The organism is Bradyrhizobium sp. U87765 SZCCT0048 (assembly GCF_018131225.1).
GTDB lineage: Bacteria > Pseudomonadota > Alphaproteobacteria > Rhizobiales > Xanthobacteraceae > Bradyrhizobium_A.
Window position 1 is genome coordinate 1,446,774 of record NZ_JAFCMM010000001.1, and the last position, 26,006, is coordinate 1,472,779.

Here is a 26,006-nt window from a genome sequence, read left to right on the forward strand (position 1 = left end):
TCAGCAGCGCGTCGCTCGCAGCGTCGCTGCGTCAGCCGCTCGTTCTGCCCGCGCTCAACGTGCCTCCGCTTCCCGCCCGGGTGCCTTGTCGAGGATGGCGCGGACATGACGCACGACATGATCGGCGACGATGGCATGCCCTTCGGCGGTCGGATGCACCGCACCGCTGTACATCCCGGCATAGACCGGCTGCAGGATGTCGAACAGCGAGAACGCCGTCGAATGCACATTCGCGGTCAGAAAGGCGTCATTGGGTGTGCGGAACAGCCGCCAGCGGTGCTCGTAGGGCAGGAACGCCGCGGGCGAGTACGGCGAATAGCCGTCGGCGTCGGGCCAGCGACGCGGCATCGCCATGAGGTCGCCATCGGCGACCGCACGCCGGGGATCGCGCGCGCACAGGCCGCGCCTAGCGAACTCGACCTGATGATCGGTCAAAAGCTGGAAGCCGGTACCGCTACCGGTCACAAGCGCAGGACAGCCGCCGGCACGGGCATCGTCGATGCAGCGCATGCGCGTGAAGAAATCCTTCAGGAAGTCGACGGTCTCGCCAAGGCGCACGCGATCGAGCCGCAGCCTGGGATGGACATCGAGCCCGAGCGCCGGCTCATTCCCGCACAGGCCGCCGTTCTCGTCGAACTGGATCGGCTCGTACGCCGTCTGCAGCACCCGCTGCGGCGGCACGCCGAAGCCATCCTGCAGTGCATCGCGCAACGCCTTCATGCGCTTGTCGAGCTGTTCCATGTAGAGACGCGACACCTGCGGCGAGAAGCGGATCTGCTGGCCGATGGCGCCGGCGATCGGCGCCAGATCACTCGCGCCTTCCGTCATGGCGTAAAGCAACAGTGCCGAGAAGCCGACGTCGTTACCGCCGATCGACAGCAGCACGGTATCGATTGGCCGCTTGCGGCTCTGCGGTGCGCACCAGGTCTTGGCGACGATACGGGTGGAGATCTGCGTGCTGCCGCTGGCATAGACCGGCAGCGTATAGGATGCTGCCTGCGTCCGCGCGCCACGGCACATCAACTCGGCGAGCTGGTCGAGCTGGGCGCGCGCGACCGCGTTGGCGGCGCCCTCGCGCGCCTTCTTGTCGAGGAACAGCCCTTCGGTCACTTCCGACCCGGTGCAGGCGAGGCTGATCAGCGTCACCGAGCGGTGCGGATTTTCCAACGCGAGCTGCAGGCCGACGCGGAATGGATAACCGTACTGCGAACGATGGCAATCCGGGCTGAGCCAGCGCGGCCCGGCCTTCGCGAACGCAGCGGCGAATTCCGGCGAACTCAGGCGGTAGCTCAGCCCCCTGGTCTCGTCCTCCAGCAGCCGGCGCGGCAGCAGCTTGGGATCGAAGCCGGACGACGACGCAAGGCCGAACACCGCGGCGCGATTCTGCGGTTCGACCTTGCGGGCCGCAACCTGATCGTCGCGTGCCTGCGCCGGATCATAGATCATCTGGCGCGAGGCGCTGAAGGTGACCGGGCGGTCCGGATTGCTCTCGCCGGAGGCAAAGGAATCCCCCATCGCCACGACCAGAACATCGTCGACGCTGACATTGCCGTCGGTCAGCGTGCGGCCATCGGGCAGCGTGACCTCGACCCTGACGCCGGACACCGCACGATCGAGCGCGAACGGCACGCGTGGAATGACCAGTGCGGCGGCACAGGCGAGCTTGCGGCTCTCGGCACGGCCGCCGGCCTTGCGCGGGGTCCAGCTCCAGGTGCAATCGCCCTGCGGCACCTCCGCGAGGCGCTCGGGCGCAAGGCGCAGGACGACGGTGTGTGCCTCTGGAAGAACGTAGTCCTCCTTCGCGACGCCCCAGGAATAACGTCGTTCGCAGGTGACGGGATAGCGCGCCGCCGTGCTGTCGTAGCAGACCGCATCGATGGTCTGTGCCGCCCAGCCGAGCCGCGAGGCGGCGTAGCGCGCCCGCGCCGACGCCGCGCAGGCGTCCGGCGTGGTCGCGTCGCGGCAATCGGGATCGTTGAGACGACGCTCGGTGCGCCAGATCGCGTCGGCCGGCGGCCGCGTCGCGCCATCGCGCGCAACGGGATAACCGCGTTCATACATCGCGAAGGAACTGGTGTTGCGGAAGAAACGGAATGGGCCTTCGACCTGCCAGACAAGGTCTGCGCACAGCGCCGGGCCGACACCCAGCATCATGAAAGCCGCCGAACACACCGTCCGCGTGGCCGTGATCCACACCATCAGCCCCTCCCGCACAACGACCTGACCGTTAGTGGCGGTGGACAGCCGGAAAGTTCACGAACGACCACGCCATGCGGTGTCACGCCACGATAGGCATAAACCCATGAAAAATATCAGGTTTACACCACGCCCGCCGTCTCCATGGTCGTCACTGCGGCATCGCTTGGCTGCAAAATCGGCCCAATCGGGATGGCCGCGGGAGTGACGCGGTCCGCGTGGTCGACTATTGAACAGCCATGACCGCACGCGATCCTGCCAATGACCTGACGGGCTTCGCCGATGACGTCCGTGGCGGTCATCGCGCAGCCCTCGCGCGCGCCATCACCCTGATCGAGAGCCGGCGCACCGACCACCAGACGCTCGCGCGCGACCTGTTGCAGGCGCTGCTGCCGGCGACCGGCAACGCCATCCGGGTCGGGATCACCGGCTCGCCCGGTGTCGGCAAATCCACCACCATCGATGCGCTCGGAATGGAGCTGATCGGCCGCGGTCACAAGGTCGCGGTGCTCGCCGTCGATCCCTCGTCCGCCCGCACCGGCGGCTCGATCCTCGGCGACAAGACGCGGATGGCGCGGCTGTCCGCGGAAGCGAACGCCTATATCCGCCCCTCGCCGTCGGCCGGCACGCTGGGCGGCGTCGCCGCCAAGACCCGCGAGGCCATGCTGCTGTGCGAAGCGGCCGGCTTCGATATCGTGCTGGTCGAGACAGTCGGCATCGGCCAGTCCGAAACCGCGGTCTGCGACATGACCGATTTCTTCCTCGCCCTGATGCTGCCCGGCGCCGGCGACGAACTGCAGGGCATCAAGAAGGGCCTCGTCGAACTCGCCGACATGATCGCGGTCAACAAGGCCGACGGCGACAACCTCGCCCGCGCCAAAGCGGCCGCCGCCGAGTACAACGCCGCGCTGCATATTCTGACACCACGCTCGGAGCACTGGTTTCCGCCGGTCGTCACCTACTCTGCGCTGACCGGCAGCGGCATCGCCGCGCTGTGGCAGAAGGTGCTCGATCACCGCACCGCAATGATCGCCTGCGGTGATTTCGCCACGCGGCGGCGCGCCCAGCAGGTGAAGTGGATGTGGTCGATGCTGGAAGAGCGCATGCGGGCACGCCTGCGTGCCGATCCCGTCATCCGCGCCAGAGTGAAGGAAACCGAAACGTCGGTCGCCGAGGGGCGCATCACTCCCGCCATCGCCGCCGACACCATCGCGCGGCTGCTCGACGCCGGCGCCCGAAACAGCTGACACGGAGGCCCGCCGGGAATGGACAGGCTCAGAATCCTGATCACCGGCTTCGGCCCTTTCCCGGGCGCGCCCGACAATCCGACCGAACGGCTGGTCGCGCGCCTCATGAGGCTGCGCCGTCCGGCGCTGGCCGACGTTGCGCTGCGAGGCCACACCTTCCATGTCAGCTATGGCGCCGTCGACCGCGACCTGCCCACGCTGCTGGCTCTCCATCAGCCGCATGCCATGCTGATGTTCGGCCTCGCCCAGCGCACGCCGTTCGTGCGCATCGAAACGCGGGCACGCAACGCCGTCACGACATTGTGGCCCGACGCCGACCAGAATCGCGGACTGGCGGCGCAGATCGCTCACGAGGCGGCGGCAGACCTTCACTTCGGTCCGCACACCGCTCGCCTGCTGCGGGCCGCGCAGCAGAGCGGCGTTTGGGCGCGGCCATCGCGCGACGCCGGACGTTATCTCTGCAATTACCTGAGCTGGCGGGCGATCGAGGCCAGCCGCGCGCCGGGCGGCCCGCTGCTCACGGCTTTCGTCCATGTGCCGCCAATCCCCCGCGATGCAACCGGCCGACGATTGGGACAAGGGCAAAGGGTCGGCTTCGAGGAACTGGTCGATGCCGGCGAAGCGATGCTCGTCACCCTGGTGGCGTTGACCCGCCAGCAGTTGCGCACGACGGCCAGCGGTTAACCACGCCCGCAACAATCGTCGCCATGCGGCAGCGACGTGCCGCCGGACAAAGTTATTCTTGTGCCGAGTTGCCTTCGCGCCGACAGCGCCAGTTCCGGAGCCCGTCATGGATATCGATCGCCGCCGCCTGCTCCGCACTTCGACCGCTGCCCTTGCGAGCGTTACGCTCGCGCCGTCGCTCGCCATGGCCGCCGCATCGCTGCCCTCGGCGCTTGGCCGCGATGCCTCCCAATACGGCGTGCGCCCCAACGGCGCCGACGACCAGACCCGCGCCCTGCAGCGCGCCATCGACGACTGCGCGCGGGCACAGGTGCCGCTGGCGTTGCCGCCAGGCACCTATCGCACGGGCCTGCTGCGGCTGCCGCATGGCGCACAGATTATCGGCGTCGCCGGCGCCAGCCGGCTGCAACTGACGAACGGTCCCTCGCTGTTCGAAAGCCAGGGCGGCAACGGTATCCGTCTCACCCGCCTCGTCCTCGATGGTGCCGGCCTGCCGCTGGCCACGCGCCGCGGCCTTGTCCATTGCCTGCAAGGCGAAGACCTGCGCATCGCCGACTGCGAGATCATGGCCAGCGGCGGCGCCGGCATCTGGTTCGAGAATGTCGGTGGCGAGGTACGCGGCAATCGCATCCACGACATCGCCACCACCGCGGTGATTTCGTTCGACGCCCGTGGCCTCGCGGTCGGCCAGAACACGATCCGGGCCTGCAACGTCAACGGCGTCGAGATCCTGCGGAGCGCGCCCGGCGACGACGGCACGCTGGTCACCGACAACCGGATCGAGGGCATCAAGGCCGGCCCCGGCGGCTCCGGACAATACGGCAATGCCATCAACGCGTTTCGCGCGGGCAATGTCATCGTGCGCGGCAACCGCATCAGCGACTGCGACTATTCGGCGGTGCGCGGCAATTCGGCGGCCAATATCCAGATCGTCGGCAACAGCGTCAGCAGTGTCCGCGAGGTCGCGCTCTACTCCGAATTCAGCTTCGAGGGCGCGGTGATCGCCAGCAACACGGTGGACGGCGCCGCCGTCGGCGTCTCCGTCTGCAACTTCAACGAGGGCGGTCGCCTCGCCACGGTTCAGGGCAACGTCATCCGCAACCTGCTGCCCAAGCGCCCCGCCGGCACCGCGCCGGACGACGACGCCGGCATCGGCATCTATGTCGAGGCCGACACCGCAGTCAGCGGCAATGTGATCGAGAATGCCCCGGCGTTCGGCATTATCGCCGGCTGGGGAAACTATCTGCGGGATGTCGCCATCACGGGTAACGTCGTTCGCAACGCGCTCGTCGGCATCGGCGTCTCGGTCGTCCCGGGCGCCGGCACAGCGGTGGTCAGTGGCAACATGATCTCGGGCGCGGCCGGTGGCGCCATCGTCGGCCTCGACCATGCCAAGCCGGTCAGCGGCGACCTCACCCGCGAAGGCGCATCACGCTTTCAGCAGATTGCGCTCGGCACCAATACCGTACGTTGAAAACATCACCGGCGGCAGCAGCGACGGCCGCCGGGCCTCCACCTCACGCTGGCTGTCCACGGCCTTGCGCCGCTCCAGCAGCGCAATGATCGGCGCGCTGGTCTCGATCGGCTCCGGCGCCGCCTGCGGCAGACCGGCATTGGCGTTTTGTTCGCCGACTTCGGCGACCTCGCCCGGCCATACGTCGTCGAACGCGCTCGCCGCCACGGGCTGCGGTGCCGCGGACTGAGGCACCTGGCACGCTGGCACCAAGGGCTCCGGTGCGATGGGCTCTAATGCCAAAGGCTCCGGCACCAACGATTCCAGCACCACAGCCGGACGAGGCGCGACCTCGATCCGGTCTGCCTTCTTCTCGGCAGTCAGCGCCGCACGCTCCAGCAACGCCACGATGGAGGCGCTCGGTTGCGGCGCGGCCGACGGCGCAACCTCGGCACACGGTCCTGGGCGCAAACGGACACCCGCCGGATCGAACTGCTGAATCCTGCACCAGGCGTCGACGGCCGCCTTGGCCTCGCGCACATTCACCAGGAAGTCGACTTCGGTGTGGAAACGGCGCCAACGGCCGCTATCGTAAAGCTCGGTCAGATAGGCCAGCCGCTGCTCCGCCAGCGCGCGCCCCCGCACAGCGGGTTCGGCGAAGTAGGTGACGCCCGGGGTCATGTCGGCGCGCGGCCGGGTCTCAAGTCGCTGAGTCATAAAAAGTCCGCAAGGAGTAAAGGCCGGACGCAGACGCAACGACGAATCAAACAGCCGATGCGACTATTTTGTGGAAAGATTGTGAGTTGTCCAGATGCGAGAATTGACATTCCGCATTTGGACACACTTGGCGGGAAGGAATGGCGCAGAAGCCGATCGTCGGGGCACGATCAGCTCCGCTTCCGCCGCTCATATCGCATCGGTTGATGACTGATTTTTGAAAACCGGATGATACGCCGGACTTATCTCACCTGCAGCTTGATGGCCGCCCGAAACGAGCCCCGCGAGGCGTCCGGCAACAACGGGCCGGACGCGGCCGGCGGTGCCTTGGGCGCGCCCGACAGGGCCGGCGCTGCGGCCGATGGCACCGGGACGACGGCGATCGCGCGCGACAGCGCCGCCGTGTAGTCGGGTACCGCCGTGAATGCATCACGGGTGAAATCGTGGCGGATGGCATCGCCGCCATCGGGGCGGATGGCGCAAACCGCAACCACCGTCTCGGTGCCCTTGTCCTTCATGCGGTATTTGAATGGTGCGCCGATGCCGGGAAACTGGACAGGCATGCCGGCCCGGACACGGTTGTCCTGCTGGAAACGGTTGGGCAGCAGTACGGTCCCCTCCCCCTTTTCATCGACATCGGTCAGGGTCAGAAAACAGTCGCGCGGCGCGACAATGGTGAATACCGGGCTGTCGCCCTGGCGATAGCCGTCCGCATCCGAAGTCAGCGTCAGGTCGGTCAGCGAGATCGGCTGTGCAAGAGACTGGCTGAAAACTTCCGGCTGCCGTGCATTCGCCACCCGGACCGGTTTGAGGCTGGTGAGTTCGGCGGCGAGATCGCGGAACATGACCTCGAACTGGTCGCGCGGGACCGTTCCCTGGGACAACCGCCGGATCAGTGGCCTGATCCGCAGATTGGCGTCCTGTGCGGCAGCGTTGAAGTCCTTCACCGACAGTCCCAGTTCGGCCGCCGCCGACGTCAGGTCGAGATCGTCCTCGTAGCGTTTGAACAGCGCATTGGTCATCTCCACGCCGTTGAGCTTGAGCACGGGCTCGAGTCCAGCCCGCATCATGGCCTCGGTGAAGCGCTTGCCGTCCGCGGCGATCGTCGCATCCATGGTCTCGCGTGGCGGATACAGCGCCTCGACCACGCTGCGCATCTCCTGCGGGAACGCGCGCGAGCCCTGCACGCTGTCGCGGATCTCGTCGCGCGCCTTGCGCATGCCCTGGTCGTGGCAGCCCATACAGGATACGCCGTTGGTGACGGTAAAATCCTTGCGCGATGCGTCGCGAACGATCGAGGTCGGGCCCTTGTCGAGACGCTCGCCGTTCGCCTTGTTGAGATAGTAGCCCTGAAAGCCGTTCGGCAGGCTGAAGATGGTCTCGCCGCCATCGTGGTAGAAGCCCTCGCCGCCCGGTCCGAGCGGATAGTCGAACAGGTTCTGGCGGTCACGGTTGCCGGCGAAGTCGTAGGACGTCCAGAAGTAGCCGCTGCGCGAGGGATGGCGCTCGATCAGGCGATTGTTCTGGCTGACGCCGGACTTCTGGAAGCCGGCGCGCTGGGCGGCGAAGGTGCGGATATCGTTCTCGACATTGACGCCCTGATCGCGCGTCAGCTCCACGAACGTCGCCGGCAGGCGCAGCAGCTGGTGATAGAGCGACGGCTGGGACGCGGCGAACGCGAACCAGTCGGCACGCACATAAGGCAGCGGCGAGCGCGTGGCGTCCGTCAGCGCCGTCTGTCCCGGCAGATCCGGCTGCATGTTGTAGGGATAGACCGCGAGCAGGCTGTCCCAGTCCGCAGCATCCCAGCCGAGATCGGCGAGATTGACGCGCAGGATGGTTGCATCGGAATCGATAGTCTCCAGCGCCACCACCGACGAGGCACGGCTCAGCGAGTTCAGCAGCTTCACGGCGCCCTGGCGATAGACCTTCATCGCCGCCGCATCGGTACAGATGTTCGCCAGATGTGTCAGCGTCAGATAGCGCGTGGTGGCACGCCGCGCCGCCGGCTGGCGCGCGAGATCGGCGGCCATCGCCTCGGTCATCATCGCCGTCGTGATGCGCTTGCGGCCTTCGCAGGACGCGGCGGTGCGGCTGCCGAGCGCCGTGATCCAGGCTTCCAGCGCCTTGAGATCACTCTCCGACACGCTGCCGAAGCGTGTTGCGCCCTCGTAGTTGACGTCGTAGGGCATCTCCTTGTCGGCGATCTGGCGGAACAGCTTCGAGCCCAGCGGATTGCCGGGCAGCACGTAGCTCGGGTTGGCCGCGATCTGGTCGAGCCGCAGGATGTTGCCGAAGTTCTTGGCGGGCCGGTCGCGATCGACGAGACGCCCCTGCTGGTGACAGCGCGCGCAGTTGCGATCGAGCATATCGAAGGCCGCCTTCGCCACCGCATCGGCGGGGGCGACCGGAACAGCCGCATCCTGGGCCCGCATCGCCGTGCCGCCAAGCAGCATCCCGAACGCCGCGACGATGGCGATACGCGCCACGCCACGGCGAAACGGAGAGAAACGGCCGAGCATGCGCATGTCCTTCAAAAGCCCTCGTCTATCCGATTTGATGGGGCTGGAAAACCATCGGGTGCGAGACCGCGTCTTGCCGCCGCACATATGGCTTCCGCTAGCGCGCGGCCGTCACCGTGGTGTTGACGACCTGGACGCGGCGGTTCTCGGGCGCGAACGGACTGGACGGCGCCTTCAACCGCTCGCTGCCGAAACCGATCGCGATCAGCGTATCGGGTGCGAGATGAAAGCGGGTGATCAGAGTGCGTCGCACCGCGTCGGCGCGGCGCTGCGACAGGCGCTGGTTCACCAGCGCCGGTCCCTTGGCGTCGGTGTACCCGTTGATGAAAAACACCTGTCCCCTGAACTCGGGCCGCGACAGCACCTGCCCGAGCGCAGCAAGCGCTGGCGTGGCCCGCGCGCCGATCACGGCGGAGCCGGAGTCGAACAGAATCTCGAGATCGATCGCCGGCTTCACGCTGGCGATCGCATAGACCTGCGCCCGCTCCGTCGCCGTCGGCGGCGCCGCAGGTTCGATGGTGATCGAGCGGCTGCGCAGCGTATCGACGAGGCGCCTGTCGGCGGCGGCCCTCGCCTTGTCTTCGCCATCCGGTTTCGGATCGACTTTCAAATCCGTTCTGGAACCAGCCGGCGCGGCCATGCCGACGCTGCGGCTCGGGGACGGCGGTGGCTGCAACGCAGCGCGAATCTCGTCTTCGAGGGATTGCGCCTGCGCAGACATTGACAGCGCCGATACGGCGATCAGCACGGCCAGTCCCGCGCGACGGAAAACGCTGCGCGGAACCTCGGGACACCACCGAATGACTGCCTCGCGCCTCATCGCCGATCCGATTGAAAAAGGACCCGCCCGGGGGGACAACCGGGCGGGTCCAGCCGTTTCGGCACGTGGGTGGATGGGCGCTCGCGCCGAACAGCCCGGGAAGGTTGCCCCTCCCACAACAGATAGTCGCGGCAGCGCACGAGACGTTCAAAGCGGTGGCGATTTTTTTTGAGAGTATCGAACGATCGGGAGACAGCCTTAGACAGGACACCCGTCATTCCATTGTCGCTGCGCATGCACGCCGTGCGATGCTCCGCGCGACGGCATTCGGAACCGATCGTCGTGGTTGAGCGCGTCGCCGCCGTTCAATGCTCAGTCGGCTGCGGCGCTTCTCCGGCCGCAGCGCCCGAACCGCTCGCCGTCGCTACTGGCGCGCCGGCGGCCTGCACGGCCGCGAGCGCATCGGCGCGTCCCGCACCGAACAGATCATCGCGCCCCGGCGCGCCGAGATCCTGCGCGGTCTTGGCAAGAATGCCGCGCACATCGCTCGCAGTCAGTGCCGGATTGCGCTCCAGCATCAGCGCCACGAGTCCACTGATGTAGGCTGCGGCGAACGACGTGCCAGACGTCACCTGATATTTGGCGTCGGGTGCGGAAGTCAGAATATCGACGCCGGGCGCGGCGATCGCGATGTGGCTGCCGCGGTTCGAGGCCGGAAACAACCTGTCCGATGCATCGGTCGCACTGACCGCGATGACGTTGCGATCAGCAGCGGGATACAGCGGTGGCGATTTCGGCCCGGCGTTGCCGCTCGCCGCCACCAGGATCACGCCCTTGCCGGCCGCGGCGGCAAGACTCTTGCCCAGCAGCGGATCTTCCGGGCCGGCGAAGCTCATGTTGATGACACGAGCCCCCTTCGACACAGCGTAGTCGAGGCTGCGCAGCAGCACGAACGAGGTGCTCTCGGCGCTGCTGCCGGCGACGCCGAAGGCGCGGATCGCCAGAAGATTGGCCGACGGCGACGTGCCCATCAGGCGGGCATGGGCGGCGATCACGCCGGCAATGCCGGTGCCATGCGCGTGCGGCCCTTCCTTGCTGCCAAGCGCATCGAAGGTGCCGCCGATCACGCCGGCGAGTTCGGGATGACTGACATCGATACCGGAATCGATCACCGCGATGGTGATGTTGTCACCACGCGCGAGCCCGTGCGCCTCGGGCAGCCGCAATCGTGCCAGCGCATACTGCGCCGGATCGCCCTCAGCCACCGCCACGGCCGCCTGCTGCAGCGTGAAACGATAGTTCGGCTGCGCCGACTTGATGACATTGTCGGCGACCAGTTCCCGCACCACGGTGCTCACCGACCGATTGTCAGGAATCCGCCAGCGGAACATGGTGCTGCCGATCAGCGGGAAACTCTGCGACTGCAGCCGCGTCAGACGGTGGCGGCGCGCGATCGCGTCGGCTTCTGCGTCGGTGGGATTGCCGTCGACCTCGATGACGAGCTCGCGCGGCACGAAGCGGCGGTCACTGTCAGGCGCGCTGTTCTTCTTGCCGCGCGGCGACGATCCCCCGCCGGACTGTCCGGCTGAGTTGCCGGAGGCGGACTTGGTCTGCCCCCTGGTCGTCGGGTCCTGATAATTGAGGTTGGGCGAATAGCGGACATTCGGCGTCAGGCCGTTGCCGAGATTGACGTTCGGCATGCGCGGACCGACGGTCGCGCTCACGGTCGGCGCCACCGTGGGGGCGACGCGCGGCCCGACATTGATGGAGTTGACCTGCGGGCCGCGGTTCATGATCGATTGCGCGCGGGCGACGGCGAACGACATCGCAAGCGTGGCGGCCGCGATCATCGCGCCGAACACGATCCGGCGATGCCCGGCCGTGGAACCGCTCCGAGGCTTGGTCATGCACCCCTCCGTGCCCTGAGCGTCAGATACCTTCGCATCCCGCCGCGTCGGTGGCGTGCGCCCGAGCCGGGCGCCGCGTCATCGACAAGCCAACGCCGCTCACTCCGCCGTGGCGACGAAACCGACGATCTTTTCCGACTGGATCTGCGACGTCAGCTTCGCCAGGTCGTCCTTCGACAGCGCGCTGTCACCGAACCGCACACGGAACATGCCCGCCTTCGGACCATCGACAATCGAGCCCTTGTAGGTCCCGAGGAACGCATTGATATCGGCGACCCGCGCGTCCGGCGCGAAGCGGATCAGCATCACGGCGCCAGCGGCCTGCGGCGCTCCCTGGTACGAAGCGGTCTGGTAGCCGCCGCGATCCTTGACCAGCACGGTGCCGATGACGCCCGCCTGCAGCAGCACCAGCAGTGCAGCCGCGGTGGCGGACAACGCCAGCACGCGGGGAGACAGGCTGGCGAAAAATGCATTGACGCGCGCCGACAGGCCGGCCGCCGCCGACGGCGTGGGCGCCGGCTCGGCATCGATCGCGGCGAACAGCTTCTGCATCGCCCGCGCCGACGGCGCACCGAGAGTCTCGTTGAGATAGATGGCGCCGGCCTGCTCGTCCTGGATCACCGCGTACTGCCGCGCCAGTGCGGGATCGCGCCGCAGCGCGTCGTCGACCCGCCGCGCATCGCGTGCGCTGAGCGTGCCGTTGGCGTGCCACGGCAGCAGCGCCTCGAGCTCGCCTGGCTCGCCCTCGGGAATTTTCTTGCTCGTCGCGGTCATGGCCAACCTCGTTCGACGCCGGCTGCTTTCAGCAGCTCGGCAAGTTTCTTGCGCGCGTAAAACAGCCGCGTCTTGACCGTGTTTTCCGGAATGCCGACGATCTCGGCTACCTCTTCCACGGACTTTTCGTGGTAGTAGACGAGATCGACGATCTCCCGGTGCTCGGGCGAAAGTGCGGTCAAACATCGTTTCAGCGTCTCGCCCTTGTCCTTCTTCTGGACTGCGACCTCGGGGTCGTCCGAGGTATCCTCGATCGACGCTGCGGTCTCGTCGTCCAGTTCTGCGTCCTTACGCTTGCGCAGGGCCGACAATGCCTTGAAACGGGTGATGGCCAACAGCCAGGTCGAGACCGCCGAGCGGCCCTCGAACTTGCCGGCCTGACGCCACACATCGAGGAACACCTCGCTGATGAGGTCTTCCGCGACCTGTTCGTTCCGCACCAGCCGCAACGCAAAGCGAAACACCCGCACATGGTGCCTTGCATAGAGCACCTGCATGGCGAGCCGGTCGCCGGACGCAATCCGGGAGATCAGGGCCTCATCCGAAGCCGCCTGGACGGCACTCAACGGCCAACTCGCTGGGTTGGTCGGGGCGATTTGAAGGGAGGTTCGAATGCCACGTGAAAATCTTCGCTAAATGCCTGGAAAATCGAAGCGGGTGGAAGCGCCCGCGCAAATTGCCCCTGAATCAGGGCTCAGGGCAAGGCATCGGTCCAGACACGCAATCGGTATTAAAATACCAATAATCGATTAAGCTATTTGAATTCCTGGCTTTTACCCGATCAGAACCGCAGCACACGCCGCCCGATCAGCGCTCCCAGCCCGGCCACGATGGCCGTCGCCAGCGTGTACCAGGTCGCGACGAACAGCGGGGAATCGTCGGTGCAGTGCGAGGCATAGAGGGTCGCCGCGAGGCCCGCCGAGACGAAGCCCGCAACCGCGCCAGCGATCGCCGGACGGGTCGGCGCGCCATGGCGCAGCGCCGCCAGCGACGCGGCCAGCAGCGGCACAGACATCGCCGGGATCGCCATCATGCAGGCCCGGGCATTGTTGCCGACCAGCCGGGTGCTCCAGCTCAGGCGTTGGGGCACCATCGCTTCGGCGAGGATGCCGCACACCAGGAGACCGACGGGCAGGGCCAGCCACCAGGCTCGCCCGCCGACCCGCGCATCCGGCCGCGCCAGCCGCATGGCCAGCGCGATGGCAGGAATGGCCAGCGCCAGCGTCACCGCGAACTTGAGATCGAAGAACGGATTGCGCATCGCGGTGTGGATGTCCGGGCGCATGTGCAGCGTCATCATGAAGATCATCGATGACACTGCAGCCGCCAGGATCAGGCCGACAGTCAGCCACATGCGAACCGGCGGCGTTCGCCAGTCGTTGTCGGCGGCAAGGGTGCGGATCAGGCGATCGGTATCCATCTCAGTCCTTCCGGAAACGAGCGGCGAGACTGGCGAGTCCGCGATGCAGCGCGACGCGGACCGCGCCCTCGCTCATCGCCAGCTTCGCCGCCGTCTCCCTGATCGAAGCGCTGTCCACCGCGATGGACTGCAGCACATCGCGCTGGCGGGCAGGCAAAGTCTTCAACTGGCCGGCGACATCGACCGAAGGCAACGGCTCCTCGGCAGGTTCGCCTGGAATCACCTCGGCGAAGTCATCGATATTGACAAAGACACGCCGGCCCCGCCGGCGCAGCGCATCGATCAGCTTGTTGCGGGCGATCGCGAACAGCCATGGCGCGAACGGCGCGTTCTCGTCCCAGGTGTGCCGCTTCAGATGCACGGCGAGAAGAATGTCCTGCACGATATCCTCGGCGTGATCGACCGGCTGGCCCGCACGTGCCAGTCCGCGACGCGCGGCGGCGCGCAGGACCGGCGTCACAGCCCGGAGCAATGTCTGGTAGGCGACATTGTCGCCCCCATTGGCCGCCCGCATCAGGCCGGTCCATTCACTGTCACGTCCGCGCACAGGCGCTCCCTTCAAATTCGCCCCTCCTCGTACGTTGTTACGGACCAATCTTGCAATCACGCGATCGTGAACGAAGCGGATTTGCCGGCCCCGGCCAGAGACTTGGAGGCCCTCCTCCGGGTGCCGCGCTTTTGCCCTGCACAAGGCTGAAGATTCCCTTTTTTTGCCCAACGGCGGTCACGACCGGGGGCTCCTGTGCCTCGGCCGGGGACGGCAAACGGGGATATTTGCCATGAAGATCAGGGCCAACGGGCGTTCGGCCATCATCGCTGCCACGACACTGGCTGCCATCTGGGCATCGCCGGTGCTGGCCTGCGAAACCTCCGACTGCCAACGCATCGTGCTGGCACAGGCTAGCGAAGCCCAGGACGCCGCCGCGGCCACCGACGCGCCACAGTCCGCCGAGCCCGCGCCGACGGCACAGAAGAAGGGCCGCCATGCCCGCCATGCATCACGCAAGGCCGACAAGCACGCCAAGGCCAGCGCGGCCCAAAAGGATGCCGGCAACAAGGTTGACGACACCGACAAGTCGGTGGACGCAACCGCGGGCAAGGCCACCGCAAGGAATGCGGCAGCAGGCGCCGAGTCCGGCAAGGCCGGCGGGCCGGGCAACGCCAGGGACAACGTGTGGCCTTCTGTCGCCGATGCCAACGCCCAGATGATCGGCGCGCCCACGACCGAAGCGCTGCCCGCCGCCGACAAGAGCGCCCAACCGCTGTCGTCCGGCGACACGCTGAGCACCAGTGACCAGAGCGCAAAGGCCGCAACGAACAGTGGCGGTGAGACCGGCAGTCAGGTCGTTGCCTCCGACGAACTCAACGATCTCGATCGCGCCGCCAGCAACAAGCCCGCGTCGAGCGTGCTGCGTCCGACATCGTCGAACAACCAGCTCGCGAGCGCCAGCTCGAACGACACCTGGAATCAGGCGTCGATGATCGGCAAGATCTTCATCGCGGTCGGCGGCCTGCTGACACTGGCATCCGCGGCGCGCATGTTCATCGCCTGAGATCGCGCCCGGCCCGGTCGCGGACCGGCGTTCCCCTCGTCCATCCGATGGTCGCCGCGGTCTTGCAGCCGCAGCGCTCAGCAGGCAGATTGCGGCTCATCCACGGCTGCGTCCGACATGAGCAGCCCAACCTCAAACCTGTCACGGGATGGATCATGAGCACGTTCGAGCACATCATTGTTGAACACAAGGGCGCGGTCGGCGTCATCCGGCTGAACCGGCCGAAGATGCTGAATGCACTGTCGTTCGGCGTGTTCGGCGAGATCGCCATCGCGATCGACCAGCTCGAGGCGGATACGGCGATCGGCTGCATCCTCATCACCGGCAGCGAAAAGGCGTTCGCCGCCGGCGCCGACATCAAGGAGATGCAGCCGAAAGGCTTCGTCGACATGTTCAACACCGACTTCCACTCCGTGCGCGGCAGCCGCGTGGCGGAATGCCGCAAGCCGACCATCGCCGCCGTCAGCGGCTACGCCCTCGGTGGCGGCTGCGAACTCGCGATGATGTGCGATATCATCGTCGCCTCGGACACGGCCAAGTTCGGCCAGCCCGAAATCACGCTCGGCACCATTCCCGGCATCGGCGGCACGCAGCGCCTGACCCGCGCCATCGGCAAGTCGAAGGCGATGGATCTGTGCCTGACCGGTCGAATGATGGACGCCGCCGAGGCCGAGCGCTCCGGCCTCGTCAGCCGCATCTTGCCGGCCGACAAGCTGTTCGACGAAGCGATGGCGATGGCGGAGAAGATCGGCGCGATGTCGCAGCCCGCAGCTGCGATGGCCAAGAGCGCGGTCAACCGCGCGTTCGAGACGCCCCTCGCCGAAGGCATGAACGTCGAACGCGACCTGTTCCACGCGACCTTCGCGCTGGAAGACCGCTCCGAAGGCATGGCCGCCTTCATCGAGAAGCGCCCAGCCAAATTCAGGAACCGCTGACCGATACCGCGCGCGGCGCATCGGCGCCGCGCGTTCTCCTCATGCCATGCGCGCGCGCCGCAGCGCCGCGCCGACCAGCAGCCTGAACACCCGATCGGCGACGCTTTTCGGACGATCGAGACCAAGGCGGGCAAGGCACGCCACGTCATCAGCCGTCGGGCCTGCGCCCAGCAGCCCCTCGCGCCCGAGATCGAGCAGCGCCCATGGCGACGCGGACGCCTCCCGCAACAGCTGCAGCGCCGGAATCAACCGCTGCTCGACATCCGTGAAGTCTGTCCCGAACGGAAACATCGGCAACAGTCCGGCGTCACGCGCGGGCTTCAGCGCCGCCGCGATCCGCTCCGGCAGGTTGTCACGATGTGCTGGCGGAATCACATAGGACTGCGGCAGCTTGCCCGCCTCCTTCGCCCGCGCCATCAGTTCGCCCTGGAAACGCGAATCCGTCACCGCCAGCATCGCGGCGATGACGTCGGCGTCCGACTTGCCGCGCAGGTCGGCGACGCCGTACTCGGTGACGATGACATCGCGCAGATGACGCGGAATGGTCTGGTGGCCGTATGACCACAGAATGTTCGACGTCGCCTTGCGGCCGGTGCCGCGCGTCGCCTCGAGCGTCAGAATCGAACGTGCCCCCTCCAGTGCGAACGCCTGGGCGACGAAATTGTACTGGCCGCCGACGCCGCTGACGACCTGGCCGTTGTCAAGACCGTCGGAGATCACCGCGCCCATCAGCGTCGCCATCATGGCGTTGTTGACGAAGCGGGCATCGACCCGGGCGCGGCGCTTGCCTTCCTCGTCACCGTAGAGTTCGTTGGTGAACGACACCGGCGTCATGCGGATGCGGTCGAGATCCGCCGGCGCCATCTCGCGCAGCGCGCGGTAGAACGATTTCGGTCCGAGGAAGAAGGCCGCATGCAGGCGCGCACCATCCGCCTCGCGCGTCAGGATGCCGGCCTCGATCAGCGCCAGGAACGCCTCGAAGAACATTTCGCTGACGCCGTAGAGGCCCTTGTCGAAGCGGCCGGTCTCCGGCGGCGGCCCACCCGGCGCCAGCCGTGCGACGAGGTCGCGATAACGCTCCGGCGTGCGATGCCGGATGATCAGGCTCTGCGCCAGCGCATCGCCGACCTGCCCGATGCCAATCTGCAGGCTGCCGCCGTCGCGCACAAGACCGGCGGCATGCAAGCCGATCGCATACTTGGTATCGCTCACCGGCTCGGATGGCGGGGCGAACAGCGGGAAATCGCAGGCCGGCCCTTCCAGTACGGCGTCGAACTGATCCGCCGCAAGATCACCCTCGCCCGGCATGAACGGCAGTTCGGAATTGACCTGCGCGATCATCTTCGGCATCGCACCACCGCGCGCGCGAACCGCACGCAGCACGTCGAGCGTCGTGTCGGTGTTGCAGCTCAGGCTATAGCGCGGTACGCCGTCGACCACTTTCCTGGCGACGAGCTGAGCGATGACATTAAGACCGCGCGCCTGCAGGTAGGATGCCGCATGGGTGTAATTCGCGGCGATATAGTTCTGCTGCGCCGGCGGATTGCGCAGCCAGCGCCCCGCAAGGAAAAAGAACTCCAGCACCTCGACGTTGGGCGGCAGCGTGCCGTCGTGCAGCGCACGGGCATAGGCAAGATCGGGATAGCCGCCGAACAGGCGGTCGATCACCGGAATGATGAAGCGGCGCTCGATCTCGGCGGACGGTCGCGGCTTTTCCAGCGTCAGCGCCGTGAAGATCGTCAGATGAATGCTGCGATCGGCGGCGGCACGGTCGAACAGCGCATTGACGACATGGTTCGCCTTGCCGAGGCCGAGCGGCAGGCCGACGACGAGCCGCCGGCCGACGTCCCTGACGATCTCTTCCGCCAGCGTTTGGGGATCGGAAAAGATCTTCGGCATCACAAGGCTCGCATTCGGCAGGCGGATGAGATCGACGTCAGGCGCCGGCGGCGCCGACGGTCATGCCGCCGCAGACATAGAGCACCTGGCCGGTGATGAAGCCACTGTCCTTGTGCAGAAAGAACGCAATCGCGCTGGCGATGTCCTGTGGCGTCCCGAGCCGGCGCACCGGCACGGCGTCGATGATGGCCTGCGTGCGCGGGCTGTCCGGCGGGTTGGCGCGGTCGAACAGCTCGGTCTTGATCGGCCCGGGGCCGATGGCGTTGGCGGTAATGCCGTGCTCGCCGAGCTCGAGCGCCCAGACCTTGGCCATGCCCTGCAGCGCAGCCTTGGAGCCGGCATAGACGGTGCGCAGTTCCTTGCCGAGCGCGGCGCGCGAGGACACGTTGACAACGCGGCCAAAACCCGCCGCTTTCATGCTAGGCAGCAGCGCCTGCAGGCACTGCATCGCGCAGCGGACGTTGAGCTGCATCACCGCGTCGAAATCCGCCAGCGTCTGCTCTTCCAGCGACGCCGGGCGCACGGTGCCGACATTGTTGACGAGACGGGTGATCGGGCCGCCCTCGAGCGCTTTGGCCAATGCGCTGGCGGTCGCCTGCGGATCGGACAGGTCGGCGATCAGGCCATCCCCGACACGGTCGATGCTGACGACATCATAGCCGTCGGCACGACATCGCTCGACCGCCGCACGGCCGATACCCGACGCACCACCGGTCACCAGAACTCGTTCCCGCGCCATCGCTTGTTCTCCCGACAGCGAATGTCAAATCCGCTCAGATGCGGCCAATGTCGCCATCGGGCATGGGGTGGTCAAGCGAATTGCGCGCCTTCACGCGCATGGCCGCGTGCCGGCGGCGCACCACAACGGACAGCGCGGCGGCCGCCGGGCCGTGCTGTTATCCCGGTCAGTGGAAATCGCGCGACGCCGGCAGAATGCGGACATTGCGGGGATGGCGGTGTTTCGGCGCCGGCAGGCTGGCGTCTTCGCGCTCCACGGCGAGCGGTGACCCCGGTGTCGCCGCGGCCGGCAGCAACGGCCGCACCAGCGCATCGTTGGCGAGCCCCACCAGATCCTGCGAGCGATCGATCAGCCGCTCGGCCACGAGATGGGTCACACCCTCCGCGCTCTGGATGCGCCCCTCAATCAGCACAAGGCGCGCGCCCATCACTTCCTTGCGGAAGCGCTCCATCACCTTCGGCCATACCACGATATTGGCGATGCCGGTCTCGTCCTCGATGGTCAGGAACACGACGCCCTTGGCGCTGCCCGGCCGCTGCCGCACCAGGATGACGCCGGCGACTGCCGTCCTGGCGCCATTCGGCCGTGCGACTGCGTCCCGGCAGGACAGCACGCGCTCGCGGGTGAAACGCTCCCGCAGGAACTGCATCGGATGCCCCTTCAGCGACAACCGGATAGTCTGGTAATCAGCGACCACATGTTCCGACAGCGCCATGTCCGGCAGCGGCTGCGCCGCCTCGTCCGGCTGCTCACGCGCGGTGGCGGCGGCGAACAGCGGCAGCGGCACGTCGTCCGGCAGGCGGCGCACCGCCCACAGAGCCGAACGGCGGTCGAGGCCGAGCGAGCGGAACGCATCGGCGTCGGCGAGCAGAATCAGCGCCCGCTTGGGCAGGCCGGTGTCGCGGGCAAACTCCTCCAGTGACGTGAACGGCCGGCGTGCGCGGGCCCGCGCGATCCGCATGTCCCAGGCGTCCGCCTGCCGCGCCCGCATCGCCGCCGCGTCCTCGTCCCTGACATCGGGATCCAACACATGGAATCCATCGATCTGGCGGAAACCGAGCCGGAGCGCATGATAGCGGCCGCAGCGATCCTCCAGCGTGTTCTGGCCCTCGCTGAACGACACGTCGATGTCACGGATCACGACACCGTTCTTGCGGGCGTCGCTGACGATCTGCGCCGGCGCATAGAATCCCATCGGCTGGGAGTTGAGCAGGCCGCAGGCGAACGCGTCGGGATGGAAATGCTTCAGCCAGGACGACACGTAGACCAGTTGCGCGAAGCTCGCGGCATGGCTTTCCGGAAAACCATATTCGCCAAATCCCTTGATCTGGTTGAAGCAGTTTTCGGCGAATTCCTTGGGATAGCCGCGCGCGGTCAGATTGCCGATCATCTTCTGTTCGAAGGTATGGATCGTGCCCATGTGACGGAACGTGGCCATGGCGCGACGCAGCTGGTTGGCCTCGTCCGGTGTGAACCTGGCCGCCTCGATGGCGATCCGCATCGCCTGTTCCTGGAACAGCGGCACGCCAAGGGTGCGCCCTAGCACGTTTTCCAATTCATCCGCCGGACCGTGCTCCGGCGCCGGTGACGGATATACCACCTTCTCAATACCATTGCGGCGTTTGAGATAGGGGTGAACCATGTTGCCCTGGATCGGCCCCGGCCGCACGATGGCGACCTCGATCACGAGATCGTAGAAAGTGCGCGGCCTAAGCCGCGGCAGCATGTTCATCTGGGCGCGGCTCTCGACCTGGAACACGCCGAGGGACTCGCCGCGCGACAGCATGTCGTAGACAGGTTTCTCTTCGGGTGGGATCGTCGCCAGTTCCCAGCGCTTGCCCTTGTGGTCATCGATCAAATCGAAGCACTTGCGGATGCAGGTCAGCATGCCCAGCGCCAGCACGTCGACCTTCATCATGTTCAGCGCATCGATGTCGTCCTTGTCCCACTCGATGAAGGTGCGGTCGTCCATCGCGGCATTGCCGATCGGCACATAGGTGTCGAGCCGGTCCTGGGTCAGCACGAAACCACCGACATGCTGCGACAGGTGCCGGGGAAACTTGATCAATTCGCCGGCGAGTTCGACCGCGCGCCGGATCATCGGATTGGCGGGATCAAGACCGGCCTGCCTGATCTGCATGTCGCTGAGGCCATCGCCCCAGCTGCCCCACACCGTGTCGGCGAGGGCCGCGGTGACGTCTTCGGTCAACCCCAGCGCCTTGCCGACATCGCGGATGGCACTGCGCGGCCGGTAGTGGATCACGGTGGCGACAATGGCGGCGCGGTGACGGCCATAGCGGTTGAAGACATACTGCATCACCTCTTCGCGCCGCGAGTGCTCGAAATCGACATCGATGTCCGGCGGCTCGCTGCGCTCCTGCGACAGGAAGCGCTCGAACAGCAGGTCGACCTTGGTCGGATCGACCGAGGTGATGCCGAGTACGTAGCACACCGCCGAATTGGCCGCAGACCCCCGCCCCTGGCACAGGATGTCTTTCGAACGCGCATAGCGCACGATGTCGTGGACGGTCAGGAAGTAGTGCGCGTAGTCAAGGGTCGCGATCAGCGCCAGTTCCTTGTCGATGGTTTTTTGCACCTTCGGCTCGATGCCGCCGGGATAGCGCTGCGCAATGCCGTCCCGCACCAGATCCTGCAGATGCTGTTGCGCCGTCTTGCCCGGCGGGATCGGCTCGTCGGGATACTGGTACCTGAGCTCGCTGAGCGAAAAGGTGATGCGGTCGGCGAAGCGCAGGGTCTCCGCGACCGCGTCCGGCAGATCACGAAACAGCCGCGCCATTTCCGCCGCCGGCTTGAGATGGCGCTCGGCATTCGCCGCGAGCCGCCGGCCAACCGCCTCGATGGTGGTCTTCTCCCGCACGCAGGTCAGCACGTCCTGCAGCGGGCGGCGACCGGGATCGTGGTAAAGCACCTCGTTGGTGGCGAGCAGCGGCACATGGGCGGTCGCGGCAATGTGCTGCAACTGCGCCAGCCGCCGCCGGTCGTCGCCGCGGTACAGCAGGCTCGCGGCAAGCCAGACGCCATCGGCGCCGCTGGCGCGCAATGTCGCCAGCAAGGCCCGGGCCGCCGCAGCGTCGAAACGATGCGGCAACGCCAGCACCAGCAGCTGGCCCTCGGAAAAATCCAGCAGATCCGGCAGCGCGAGATGACATTCGCCCTTGCCGGCGGCGAGCTTGCCGCGGCTGAGCAGCCGGCAGAGCCGGCCATAGGCGGCGCGGTCGCGCGGATAGACCAGGATATCGGGCGTGCCATCCATGAAGACCAGCCGCGCGCCGACCAAGAGTTTCGGCTTGTGCGTGACCTCGTCATTGCCGAGCTCGCTGTAGGCCCGCACCACACCCGCGAGCGTGTTGCGATCGGCAAGGCCGATCGCCGGCAGGCGCAGACGGCTCGCCTCATGGACATATTCCTGCGGATGCGAGCCGCCGTGCAGGAACGAGAAATTGGTGGTGATGCCGATCTCGGCATAGCCGGGCGTACTCATGCGAACAGCCCGTGCATGAACCATCGCGGCGATACGGCCTTGCCGTCGGCATCGTGCATCTCGCCGTAGAGACCGTCACGGTAGAGCCAGAAGCGCAGGCCGGCTTCGTCTTCGACACGAAAATAATCCCGCGTGGGCAGCGCCTCGTCCTGCCGCCACCACTCCATGGCGATGCGTTCCGGACCCTCGACATGCACCACCGCATGGGTGGCACGCCGCCACTTGAAGCGCGCCGGCGGGCCGTCAGGCACCTCGGCGATGGCCTCCACCGGCTCGGGTGTTTCGAACAGCCGCAGCGGCCGCAGCGGCGGCTCGGCCGCGATGCGTGCCGGCCACGTCGCTACCCCTGCGGCGTCGAGGCGATGCTGGGCCGGCACGGCAATCTCCGCACGCTCGGGGACGTGGGTATCCTGCGGCAGATGCACGACGACACGATGGCCGCCGATGCGCGCTGCGATGCGGTCGACCAGCGCCGACAGTTCGTCCGCATCGTGGGCGTGGGCGTCGAGGTCGCGCTGCTCCTGCACCACCGTCTCGACATGGCTCGCCGACAGCCGGATCAGGTCGAAGCCGAAACCGGGATCGAGCGGGTCGGCAAGCGCGGCCACGCGTTCACGAAACAGCCGCTCCACCACCGCCGTCCGGGTGATGGGACGTCCAGCCTCGACCGCAAGCGTGCGCACGGCCCCATCGGTACGGAAGAACGCCGCTGTCAGCCGGCGCGCGCCCTTGCCATGACGCTCCATGGTCGTCACCAGCATGCGCGCCAGCGCATCGAGCGTACCCATGATCGCCCCGTCGGACGCCACCGGTTCGGGAAAGCGTTTCTCCGCCATGTAGTCGGGCAACGGGTGGCGCGGCGAGATCGGCGCGTCGCCGCGCCCCAGCGCCTGCTGCAGCGTCGCGGTGAAAGCGGCGCCGAAGCGGGCCGTGATCTCATGCGGCGCGCGCGAGGCGACATCGCCGATGGTCTTGAGGCCGGCGCGGCGCAGGCCGCGCGTCACTGCATCATCCGCGCCGAGCGCATAGACCGGCAGGGGATGGACTGCGGCGGCCTCCTCGCCCGGTGCCACCACGCGCCCGCGCCCGGCAAATGCCACCGCCCGGGCACAGGCCGGCGTGCCGGCGATCGCCGCGCTCACGGCAAACCCCTGCCGGGCGAGCGCGGCACACAGCGTGTCGATCAGCGCCGCCTCCCCACCGAACAGGTGGGCGCAACCGGAGACGTCGAGCAGCAGGCCGTGCGGCGGATCGAACGCCACGAGGGGTGTGAAGCGATCACACCAGTCGGCAATGGCGCCGAGCGCCTGCGCATCGGCGGCCTCGTCGGCGTCGAACACCTGCAGGTCGGGACAGATGGCGCGGGCATTGGCCAGCGGCTGTCCGACCTCGAGCCCGCAGGCCGTCGCGACCTCGTCGAGCGCGGTGATCACCAGAGCGTTGACCACCTTGCCGACGACCACCCACGGGACGGACGGCGACGACGCGACGTCAGCCGGCGCGGCGGTGCGCGACAGCCGGCGGCGCAGGCGGTCGATAGGAAGGCGTGGCAGCCGCAGGCTGAGAATGCGCCGACGGTTCACGGAAAAGGCACTCATCACACATCCATTCCATGATCCACTGGCCGGTCTGGCCATGACGATGACGAACCAACGCGACGTCTAGCTGTGGCGCCCCCCATGCGCTCCATGCCGTTGTCCTGCGCGAGCGTGCCGAACGCACGACCCAGCGCGTCTCGGCGGTACTCACCACCGGTGCCGCGGCCGTGCGCAACACCAGGCAGGTGACGCCCGAGGCCTGCGACGCCAGTGTGAGCTTGCGGCTGGCGACACTGTCGAACTGGCGCGCGCCGCCCCACACATCGAGCACCACGGCCCCGAGCGCGGAACAGGCGAGCGCATCGGCGGTGACGCGCAGCCCCATGTCGATATCGGTGGCCTGCACCATCACAATACGGCGCGGATCGAGCCCGAGCTCGGCGAGCCCGCCCATCGACAGCGCACCGGTTTCTCCCGGGCCAAAATCCTGCCGCACCCACAACAGCGGACGCGACATCGCGCAGCGCCAGGCGAGGCCGGCGGCGAACGCGGTGGCGGATGCGGTCTGACGGGTCTCCGGCGCAAAGACCTCGTGCAACGCACTGCGCACGACCCCGCCTTGCAGCGTCGCATCCGCCCCGCGATGGCCGAGTTCGACGCGCGCCACCGCATGGCGCGTCTCGCCCGCCTCGAGGCGTTCGATCGCTCCACGCAAGGTCGCAAGCGTGCTCGTGCGCGCGCCGCTCATGCGCCGCTCCTGAAAACTCTGGCCTGACATCATTCGCCCGGATTGAACGAATGACCGCGCCATTTGTTCATGGTATGTTCCAGTGAAGCAAAGCCGGCTGCCGGAGTCAATGCGACTTTTCCCGATGCTATTTTCCTGAATAAAAACAGAGACCTGATCGAATGGACGTGCGACGCAAGCTCGAAATCCTGGCCGATGCCGCCAAGTACGATGCCTCCTGTGCCTCCAGCGGCACCGAGGCGCGGGACTCCTCCGACGGCAAGGGCCTCGGCTCGACCGCCCCCGGCATGGGCATCTGCCACTCCTATGCGCCGGACGGGCGCTGCATCTCGCTGCTGAAAGTGCTGCTGACCAACGCCTGCAGCTTCGACTGCCTCTACTGCGTCAACCGCGCCTCCAGCAACGTGCCGCGCGCCCGCTTCACCGTGGACGAGGTGGTGAAACTGACCATCGCCTTCTATCGCCGCAACTATATCGAGGGCCTGTTCCTGTCGTCGGGCATCATCCGCAGCCCCGACTACACCATGGAGCAGGTGGTGCGGGTCGCGCGCAGCCTGCGCGAGGACCATCACTTCCGCGGCTACATCCATCTCAAGACCATCCCCGACGCCGACGAGCGGCTGATCACCGAGGCCGGCAAATATGCCGACCGTCTCAGCATCAACATCGAGGTCCCGACCGAAAGCAGTCTCGCGACGCTCGCTCCCGAAAAGGACGTGCGCGCCATCCGCCGCACCATGGGCCGGCTGCGCCTCAAGCTGGACGAAGCCCGCGAAGGCAGGAGCCACCGCGGCAAGACGGCGCCGCGCTTCGCCCCGGCGGGCCAGAGCACCCAGATGATCGTCGGCGCCGACACCGCCAGCGACAGGACCATCCTGCAGACCAGCGTCAACCTCTATGGCTCGTACAATCTCAAGCGCGTCTACTATTCGGCCTTCAGCCCGATCCCCGACGCCAGCCGCGCGCTGCCGCTGCAGGCACCGCCGCTGGTGCGCGAGCACAGGCTCTACCAGGCCGACTGGCTGCTGCGCTTCTACGGTTTTGACCTCGGCGAGCTGACGAGCCCGCTCGAAGACGACATGCTGCCGCTCGACATCGATCCGAAGCTCGCCTACGCGCTGCGCCACCGCGAGCGCTTTCCGGTCGACGTCAACCGCGCCAGCCGCGAGGAGCTGCTGCGCGTGCCCGGTTTCGGTACGCGCACCGTCGCCAGCATCCTCGACGCCCGCCGCCTGACACGGCTGCGCGTCGCCGATCTCGCGCGGCTGCACGTGCCGCGGCGCAAGACGCTGCCGTTCATCACGCTCGCCGATCACACGCCCGCGCCGTCCCAGCTCGACGACAACCGCCTGCGCGAGCGCCTGCGGCCGCCCGCCGCACAACTTGGTTTCGTGTTCGAGTGAGGAGGCCCG

The 26,006-nt window shown here is 67.1% G+C and carries 20 protein-coding genes; 6 read left to right on the forward strand and 14 right to left on the reverse strand.

Annotated features, from left to right (window positions below; genetic code table 11):
• Positions 1 to 54 precede the first annotated feature (54 nt).
• Positions 55 to 2,199 (reverse strand): SGNH/GDSL hydrolase family protein, encoded by a 2,145-nt coding sequence (locus JQ639_RS06265; protein WP_211970330.1) that lies wholly within the window; start codon positions 2,197 to 2,199, stop codon positions 55 to 57.
• A gap of 236 nt (positions 2,200 to 2,435) precedes the next feature.
• Between JQ639_RS06265 and meaB the strand changes: the two genes are divergently transcribed.
• The 3 genes from meaB (at position 2,436) to JQ639_RS06280 (ending at position 5,601) form a co-directional block, all read left to right on the forward strand.
• Complete coding sequence (meaB, locus tag JQ639_RS06270) at positions 2,436 to 3,443, forward strand: methylmalonyl Co-A mutase-associated GTPase MeaB (protein WP_211970331.1); 1,008 nt, start codon at positions 2,436 to 2,438, stop codon at positions 3,441 to 3,443.
• Between the two features lie 18 nt (positions 3,444 to 3,461).
• The gene (locus JQ639_RS06275) at positions 3,462 to 4,127 is read left to right on the forward strand and encodes a pyroglutamyl-peptidase I (protein WP_211970332.1); all 666 of its coding nucleotides are present in this window, start codon (positions 3,462 to 3,464) and stop codon (positions 4,125 to 4,127) included.
• A gap of 106 nt (positions 4,128 to 4,233) precedes the next feature.
• Positions 4,234 to 5,601, forward strand: coding sequence for a TIGR03808 family TAT-translocated repetitive protein (locus JQ639_RS06280; protein WP_211970333.1), 1,368 nt, complete (start codon positions 4,234 to 4,236; stop codon positions 5,599 to 5,601).
• Here the strand turns inward: JQ639_RS06280 and JQ639_RS06285 are convergent.
• The 8 genes from JQ639_RS06285 to JQ639_RS06320 all read right to left on the reverse strand — a co-directional run bounded on the left by JQ639_RS06285 (position 5,557) and on the right by JQ639_RS06320 (position 14,227).
• On the reverse strand, positions 5,557 to 6,297 hold the full coding sequence (locus JQ639_RS06285) for a TIGR03809 family protein (RefSeq protein WP_211970334.1): 741 nt from the start codon (positions 6,295 to 6,297) through the stop codon (positions 5,557 to 5,559). The genes JQ639_RS06280 and JQ639_RS06285 overlap by 45 nt on opposite strands.
• 242 nt (positions 6,298 to 6,539) lie before the next feature.
• Entirely contained in the window at positions 6,540 to 8,819 is a 2,280-nt protein-coding gene (locus JQ639_RS06290; RefSeq protein ID WP_249123669.1) for a DUF4384 domain-containing protein, read from the reverse strand.
• A gap of 97 nt (positions 8,820 to 8,916) precedes the next feature.
• Complete coding sequence (locus tag JQ639_RS06295) at positions 8,917 to 9,429, reverse strand: OmpA family protein (RefSeq protein WP_249123670.1); 513 nt, start codon at positions 9,427 to 9,429, stop codon at positions 8,917 to 8,919.
• Between the two features lie 515 nt (positions 9,430 to 9,944).
• A complete protein-coding gene (locus JQ639_RS06300) occupies positions 9,945 to 11,486 on the reverse strand; it encodes a S8 family serine peptidase (RefSeq protein ID WP_249123671.1) in 1,542 nt (513 codons plus the stop codon).
• 99 nt (positions 11,487 to 11,585) lie between these two features.
• Entirely contained in the window at positions 11,586 to 12,260 is a 675-nt protein-coding gene (locus tag JQ639_RS06305) for a hypothetical protein (protein ID WP_211970335.1), read from the reverse strand.
• Positions 12,257 to 12,826 carry a sigma-70 family RNA polymerase sigma factor gene (locus tag JQ639_RS06310; RefSeq protein ID WP_211970336.1) on the reverse strand — a complete coding sequence of 190 codons (570 nt, stop codon included), beginning with the start codon at positions 12,824 to 12,826 and terminating at the stop codon, positions 12,257 to 12,259. The genes JQ639_RS06305 and JQ639_RS06310 overlap by 4 nt, the downstream gene beginning before the upstream one ends.
• A gap of 215 nt (positions 12,827 to 13,041) precedes the next feature.
• Positions 13,042 to 13,680: an NrsF family protein gene (locus tag JQ639_RS06315; RefSeq protein ID WP_211970337.1), complete on the reverse strand. Its 639-nt coding sequence runs from the start codon at positions 13,678 to 13,680 to the stop codon at positions 13,042 to 13,044.
• Between the two features lies 1 nt (position 13,681).
• Positions 13,682 to 14,227, reverse strand: a complete 546-nt coding sequence (locus JQ639_RS06320) for a sigma-70 family RNA polymerase sigma factor (RefSeq protein WP_211970442.1) — start codon at positions 14,225 to 14,227, stop codon at positions 13,682 to 13,684.
• A 232-nt stretch (positions 14,228 to 14,459) separates the two neighbouring features.
• On the opposite strand from JQ639_RS06320, the gene JQ639_RS06325 reads away from it, so the two are divergent.
• Both JQ639_RS06325 and JQ639_RS06330 read left to right on the forward strand, forming a co-directional pair.
• Entirely contained in the window at positions 14,460 to 15,233 is a 774-nt protein-coding gene (locus JQ639_RS06325) for a hypothetical protein (RefSeq protein ID WP_211970338.1), read from the forward strand.
• Positions 15,234 to 15,388: 155 nt separating this feature from the next.
• On the forward strand, positions 15,389 to 16,168 hold the full coding sequence (locus JQ639_RS06330) for an enoyl-CoA hydratase (protein ID WP_211970339.1): 780 nt from the start codon (positions 15,389 to 15,391) through the stop codon (positions 16,166 to 16,168).
• Positions 16,169 to 16,207: 39 nt separating this feature from the next.
• On the opposite strand, the gene JQ639_RS06335 is transcribed toward JQ639_RS06330, so the two are convergent.
• From JQ639_RS06335 to JQ639_RS06355, 5 genes are all read right to left on the reverse strand, one after another.
• Positions 16,208 to 18,067 carry an acetyl-CoA hydrolase/transferase C-terminal domain-containing protein gene (locus tag JQ639_RS06335; RefSeq protein WP_211970340.1) on the reverse strand — a complete coding sequence of 620 codons (1,860 nt, stop codon included), beginning with the start codon at positions 18,065 to 18,067 and terminating at the stop codon, positions 16,208 to 16,210.
• 37 nt (positions 18,068 to 18,104) lie between these two features.
• Positions 18,105 to 18,806 (reverse strand): SDR family oxidoreductase, encoded by a 702-nt coding sequence (locus JQ639_RS06340; RefSeq protein WP_211970341.1) that lies wholly within the window; start codon positions 18,804 to 18,806, stop codon positions 18,105 to 18,107.
• A 166-nt stretch (positions 18,807 to 18,972) separates the two neighbouring features.
• On the reverse strand, positions 18,973 to 22,308 hold the full coding sequence (locus tag JQ639_RS06345) for an error-prone DNA polymerase (protein ID WP_211970342.1): 3,336 nt from the start codon (positions 22,306 to 22,308) through the stop codon (positions 18,973 to 18,975).
• Positions 22,305 to 23,906, reverse strand: a complete 1,602-nt coding sequence (locus JQ639_RS06350; protein ID WP_211970343.1) for a Y-family DNA polymerase — start codon at positions 23,904 to 23,906, stop codon at positions 22,305 to 22,307. Before JQ639_RS06350 ends, JQ639_RS06345 begins: the two co-directional genes overlap by 4 nt.
• Entirely contained in the window at positions 23,800 to 24,594 is a 795-nt protein-coding gene (locus JQ639_RS06355) for an ImuA family protein (RefSeq protein WP_211970344.1), read from the reverse strand. The genes JQ639_RS06350 and JQ639_RS06355 overlap by 107 nt, the downstream gene beginning before the upstream one ends.
• 161 nt (positions 24,595 to 24,755) lie before the next feature.
• On the opposite strand from JQ639_RS06355, the gene JQ639_RS06360 reads away from it, so the two are divergent.
• Positions 24,756 to 25,997 carry a putative DNA modification/repair radical SAM protein gene (locus tag JQ639_RS06360; protein WP_211970345.1) on the forward strand — a complete coding sequence of 414 codons (1,242 nt, stop codon included), beginning with the start codon at positions 24,756 to 24,758 and terminating at the stop codon, positions 25,995 to 25,997.
• Positions 25,998 to 26,006: the final 9 nt, after the last annotated feature.